General features: G+C 73.2%; 4 protein-coding genes and 1 pseudogene. 1 reads left to right on the forward strand and 4 read right to left on the reverse strand.

Features of this window, described 5'->3' with window-relative positions:
- Together E1286_RS46100 and E1286_RS46105 are read right to left on the reverse strand one after the other, a co-directional pair.
- Positions 1 to 397: pseudogene (locus E1286_RS46100) on the reverse strand (diguanylate phosphodiesterase); the annotation flags it as partial.
- Positions 397 to 1,149: an SDR family NAD(P)-dependent oxidoreductase gene (locus E1286_RS46105; RefSeq protein ID WP_132623575.1), complete on the reverse strand. Its 753-nt coding sequence runs from the start codon at positions 1,147 to 1,149 to the stop codon at positions 397 to 399. The pseudogene E1286_RS46100 and the gene E1286_RS46105, both read right to left, overlap by 1 nt.
- Positions 1,150 to 1,390: 241 nt before the next feature.
- Here E1286_RS46105 and trpD point away from each other — a divergent pair, with 241 nt between their 5' ends.
- Entirely contained in the window at positions 1,391 to 2,452 is a 1,062-nt protein-coding gene (gene trpD / locus E1286_RS46110) for an anthranilate phosphoribosyltransferase (RefSeq protein WP_132623577.1), read from the forward strand.
- 12 nt (positions 2,453 to 2,464) lie between these two features.
- On the opposite strand, the gene E1286_RS46115 is transcribed toward trpD, so the two are convergent.
- Together E1286_RS46115 and E1286_RS48695 are read right to left on the reverse strand one after the other, a co-directional pair.
- Positions 2,465 to 3,850: a class II fumarate hydratase gene (locus tag E1286_RS46115; RefSeq protein ID WP_132623579.1), complete on the reverse strand. Its 1,386-nt coding sequence runs from the start codon at positions 3,848 to 3,850 to the stop codon at positions 2,465 to 2,467.
- Positions 3,851 to 3,923: 73 nt separating this feature from the next.
- A complete protein-coding gene (locus tag E1286_RS48695; protein WP_165970242.1) occupies positions 3,924 to 4,181 on the reverse strand; it encodes a hypothetical protein in 258 nt (85 codons plus the stop codon).
- Positions 4,182 to 4,791 lie beyond the last annotated feature (610 nt).

Consider the following 4,791-nt stretch of genomic DNA (forward strand, 5'->3'; position numbering starts at 1 on the left):
GCCCCGCCCCCATGGCCAGCCGCAGCGCCCTGAACTTGGCCGAGATCGATCCGTCGGTGACCCGCATGTACGTGTCGCCCCGCTCGGGGTCGTGCAGCGTCATGTACGCGATGTCGGTGGCCAGCAGCTGCCTGGCCCGGTGCACGATCGCCTCCAGCACGGCGTCGAGGTCGCGCAGCGCGGCCAGGTCGCCGGCGGTGTCGTAGAGCGCCGACAGCTCGGCCTCGCGCCTGGCCCGCCGTTTGAGCAGGTCGCGCACCTTCAACGCCTGGACCTTGGCCCGCTCCAGCTCCTCGATCGCCGCCGGATCGGCGCCCGCGGCCCGCGCCTGGATGATCGGCCCCTCGAACTCGACCGCGGAAGCCTCCCTGGCCAGCAGCTCCAGGTATTCGATCACTACCGGGCCGTCCAGCCGCCGTCGATCGGCAGGGAGACACCGGTGATGAACGACCCGGCCGGGCCGCACAGGTACGCCACGAGCTCGGCCACCTCGTCCGGCTCGATCAGGCGCTTGATCGCGGCCGGCTCCAGCATGATGTCCTCCACGACCGCCGCCGGCGCGATGCCGTGCACCCTGGCCTGGTCGGCGATCTGCGCCTCCACCAGCGCCGTGCGCACGTACGCCGGGTTGACGCACGTCGAGGTCACCCCGTGAGCAGCCCCCTCCAGCGCGACGACCTTGGAGAACCCCTCCAGCGCGTGCTTGGCCGTCACGTACGCCGACTTGTACGGCGAGGCCCGCAGCCCGTGCACCGACGAGATGTTCACGAACCGGCCCCAGCCCCTGGCGTACATGCCGGGCAGCACCTTGCGCGCGATGAGGAACGGCGCCTCGACCATGACCCGCAGGATCGCGGAGAACACCTCGGGCGGGAACTCCTCGATCGGCGCGACGTGCTGGAACCCGGCGTTGTTCACCACGATGTCGACCGGCTCGTCGGGCAGCGACGCCACGAAATCGGCGGAGCTCAGGTCCGCCACCACGGCCGCGCCGCCGATCTCGGCGGCCACCTCCGCTGCGGGCTCGGCCCGCATGTCGACCACCAGCACCCGGGCCCCCGCCGCGGCCAGCCGCCGGGCGCACGCCGCTCCGATGCCGCCCCCGGCCCCCGTCACCAGCGCGGTCCGCCCCGTCAGATCCTTCGCCATATCCCGAACCCTAGGCGTTCGCCCCGCCGCGACGCATGGGTGCCGCCGACATAGATAGGCGAGGGGATATGTGGATCAAGGGCATCTGGTAAGGTTGTGCGCATGATCACGCATTCGTTCCAGTGGTGGCCCGCCTCCTAAGGCGGACCTCCAGCGAATGCGCACACGGCCGCCTCGACGAGGCGGCCGTCACCATTGTGGTGGGTGTCCCCCCGTCGAGCACTGACGAGAAGGGACGCTCATGGTCTCCACCACCGGCACCACCTGGCCGGCGCTGCTCACCGCGCTGCTCGAAGGCGTGTCGCTCACCTCCCGCCAGGCCGCCTGGGCCATGGGCGAGATCATGTCGGGGCGGGCGACCGACGCCCAGATCGCCGCGTTCGCGGTCGCGCTGCGGGCCAAGGGCGAGAGCGTCGCCGAAGTGGCCGGGCTGGCCGACGGCATGCTCGCCAGGGCGGCGGCCATCCGCGTCTCCGGCGAGCCGGTCGACCTGGTCGGCACCGGCGGCGACCGCGCCAACACCGTGAACGTCTCGACCATGGCCGCCGTCGTGGCCGCCGCCGCGGGCGCCAAGGTCGTCAAGCACGGCGGCCGGGCCGCCTCGTCCGCGGCGGGCGCGGCCGACGTGCTGGAAGCGCTGGGCGTGGCCATCGACCTGCCGCCCGCCGCCGCGGTCGCCGTGGCGGAAGAGGTCGGCATCACCTTCTGCTTCGCGCCCGTCTTCAACCCGGCGCTGAAACACGCCTCGGGCGCGCGCCGCCAGCTGGGCGTGCCCACGGTCTTCAACTTCCTGGCCCCGCTCACCAACCCCGCCCTGCCGCCCTCCCAGGCGGTCGGGGTCTTCCATCCGGCCATGGCGGAGGTCATCGCCGGGGTGCTGGCCGAGCGCGGCGGATCGTCGCTGGTCTTCAGGGGCGACGACGGGCTCGACGAGCTGACGACCACCGGCCCGTCCGCCGTCTGGGTCGTACGCCGGGGCAGCGTGACGCGTACGACGTTGGACCCGCTGGACCTGTCGATCCCGCGGGCCCGGCTCGACGACCTGCGCGGCGGCGACGCCCGGCACAACGCCGGCGTGGCCCGCGCCGTGCTCGGCGGCGAGCACGGGCCCGTCCGCGACATCGTGCTGCTGAACGCGGCCGCCGCGCTGGTGGCCGCCGACGGCACCCCGCCGGTGGCCGAGCTGACCCCGGCCCTGGGCGGAGCCGTCAAGCGGGCGGCCGACGCCGTCGACTCCGGCGCCGCCCTGGCGCTGCTCGACCGCTGGGCCGAGGCCACGCGCGCCGCCGCGGCGCGCAGGTAGCTCAGGGGCGGCTCAGGGCCGGGTCATCGACAGCACGTCGAGCGCGGCGTCGAGTTGCTCCTCGGTCAGGGTGCCGTCGGCGACGTGGCCGCGCTCGATCACGACCTGGCGGATGGTCTTGCGCTCCCGCAGGGCCTGCTTGGCGATCTTCGCGGCCTCCTCGTAGCCGACGTACCGGTTGAGCGGGGTGACGATCGACGGCGACGACTCGGCGTACTCACGCAGGCGCTCCACGTTCGCCGTGATGCCGGAGACGCAGCGGTCGGCGAGCAGCCGCGAGACGTTCGCCAGCAGCCTGATCGACTCAAGGATGTTGCGCGCGATGACCGGCAGCTGCACGTTCAGCTCGAAGGTGCCGGACGCCCCCGCGAACGTGATCGCCGCGTCGTTGCCGATCACCTGGGCCGCCACCATGGCCGTGGCCTCGGGGATCACCGGGTTGACCTTGCCCGGCATGATCGACGAGCCGGGCTGCAGGTCGGGCAGGTTGATCTCGCCGAGCCCCGCCCGCGGCCCCGAGCCCATCCAGCGCAGGTCGTTTGCGATCTTGTTGAGCGACACGGCCACGACCTTGAGCTGGCCGGACAGCTCGACGATCGAGTCCTGCGCGCTCTGCGCCTCGAAGTGGTCGCGCGCCTCGGCGAACGGGATGTCGGTCGCCTCGCGCAGCTTCCTGATGGCCTCCTGGGCGAACCCCGGCGGGGTGTTGATGCCCGTGCCCACGGCGGTGCCGCCGAGCGGCAGCTCCAGCACGTGCTCCAGCGCGGCCAGGACGCGGACGACGGCGTTCTCGATCTGCGTGGCGTACCCGCCGAACTCCTGCCCGAGCGTCACCGGGGTGGCGTCCATCAGGTGCGTGCGCCCCGACTTCACCACGCCGTCGAACTCGACCGCCTTCTCCCGCAACGTCTCGGCCAGGTGCCGCAGCGAGGGCAGCAGGTGGTAGGTCACCTCGGTCGCCGCCGCCACGTGGATCGAGGTCGGGAACACGTCGTTGGACGACTGCGACGCGTTCACGTGATCGTTGGGGTGGACGGGACGGCCCAGCCGCTCCTCGGCCAGGGTCGCGATCACCTCGTTGGCGTTCATGTTGGACGAGGTGCCGGAGCCGGTCTGGAAGACGTCGATCGGGAAGTGGTCGTCGTGCTCGTTCTCCGCCACGTCGGCCGCGGCCTGCGCGATCACCTCCGCCAGGTCCTTGTCGATCACGCCCAGCTCGCCGTTGACCTCGGCGGCCACCGCCTTGATCAGGCCCAGCGCGGCGATGTGGGACGGCTCCAGCGTCCGTCCCGAGATCGGGAAGTTCTCCACCGCCCGCTGGGTCTGCGCACGCCACCTGGCGCCGGCCGGCACGCGTACCTCGCCCATCGAGTCATGTTCGATTCTGAACTCGCTCATGACGTCCAGTCTGTCCCACGCTCGCGCACCAGAGCCGGAGCCGGGCCGGGCTCTGGTTTCGCGAGCGCCGGGATCAGCTGGTGATGAAGGCGACGATCAGGATGGCGATCACCACGGCCGCGGCGGCGGCCACGCCCATGAGCACCAGCATGCCGTTGCGGCTGCCCTTGGACTGCTTCTCCGGCGGGCCGGCGATGGAGAACAGGTCGGTGCCAAGGCCGTGACCCGCGTACGGCCCCTGGGGCGCCCGCTGGTTGCCCTGCTGGTTGCCCTGTTGGCTGCCCTGCGGCTGCCCGCCTCCCGGCGCCGGGTAGACCTGCTGCCCCGGCACGCCACCTTGCGGAGACGGTACCCGCCTGGTCGTCAGCGCCCCCTCGTCGACCGGAGGCCGCCATCCGCCCTGCTCAGGACCGGGCACCGGCCCCTTGGGGCGCGAGACGCTGATCGTCCGATCCGGATCGAACCCCGCCTCACCGGACGTATCCGGACGCGGACCGGCCGCGGATCCGCCGGCCCCGGAAGCGGGGTGACCGGCCGCGCCACCTTGCGGCGCACGCCCGGGCGGTGAGATGTGCGGCACGGTAGCCGCCCCACCTTCCGCCGCCTGCGGCCCTGACCCGGGCCCCTGCGGCCCAGAAACGGGCCCTCTCCCTTGTGGCCCTGACACGGCTCCCGGCGCTTGCGGGCCTGGCGCCTGGGGGCCCGAGACCGGCCCCGGGCGAGGGGGCGTTCCCTGCCCCCCTGGCACGTGACCGCCGGGGTTGGGGCCGCCGGGGTTGGGGCCACCGACGTAATGGGCGCCGCTACCGGCGTGCGGCCCGCCGGGTCCTCCGCCTGCGGGTCTGCCGGGACCCGGCATCCCGGGACGGGGAGCACCCGGCGTCGGCGTGCCTGGCCCGGTGGGGGGCGGGGCGCCGTGGCCGGCGGGAGCCACTCCGGGC

This window comes from Nonomuraea terrae, assembly GCF_004348995.1.
Lineage (GTDB): Bacteria > Actinomycetota > Actinomycetes > Streptosporangiales > Streptosporangiaceae > Nonomuraea > Nonomuraea terrae.

Bases quoted from the DNA above. Each gene is read 5' to 3' on its own strand.
- trpD (WP_132623577.1), top strand. From the start codon at position 1,391: ATGGTCTCCACCACCGGCACCACCTGGCCGGCGCTGCTCACCGCGCTG.
- E1286_RS46115 (WP_132623579.1), bottom strand. From the start codon at position 3,850: ATGAGCGAGTTCAGAATCGAACATGACTCGATGGGCGAGGTACGCGTG.
- E1286_RS46105 (WP_132623575.1), bottom strand. From the start codon at position 1,149: ATGGCGAAGGATCTGACGGGGCGGACCGCGCTGGTGACGGGGGCCGGG.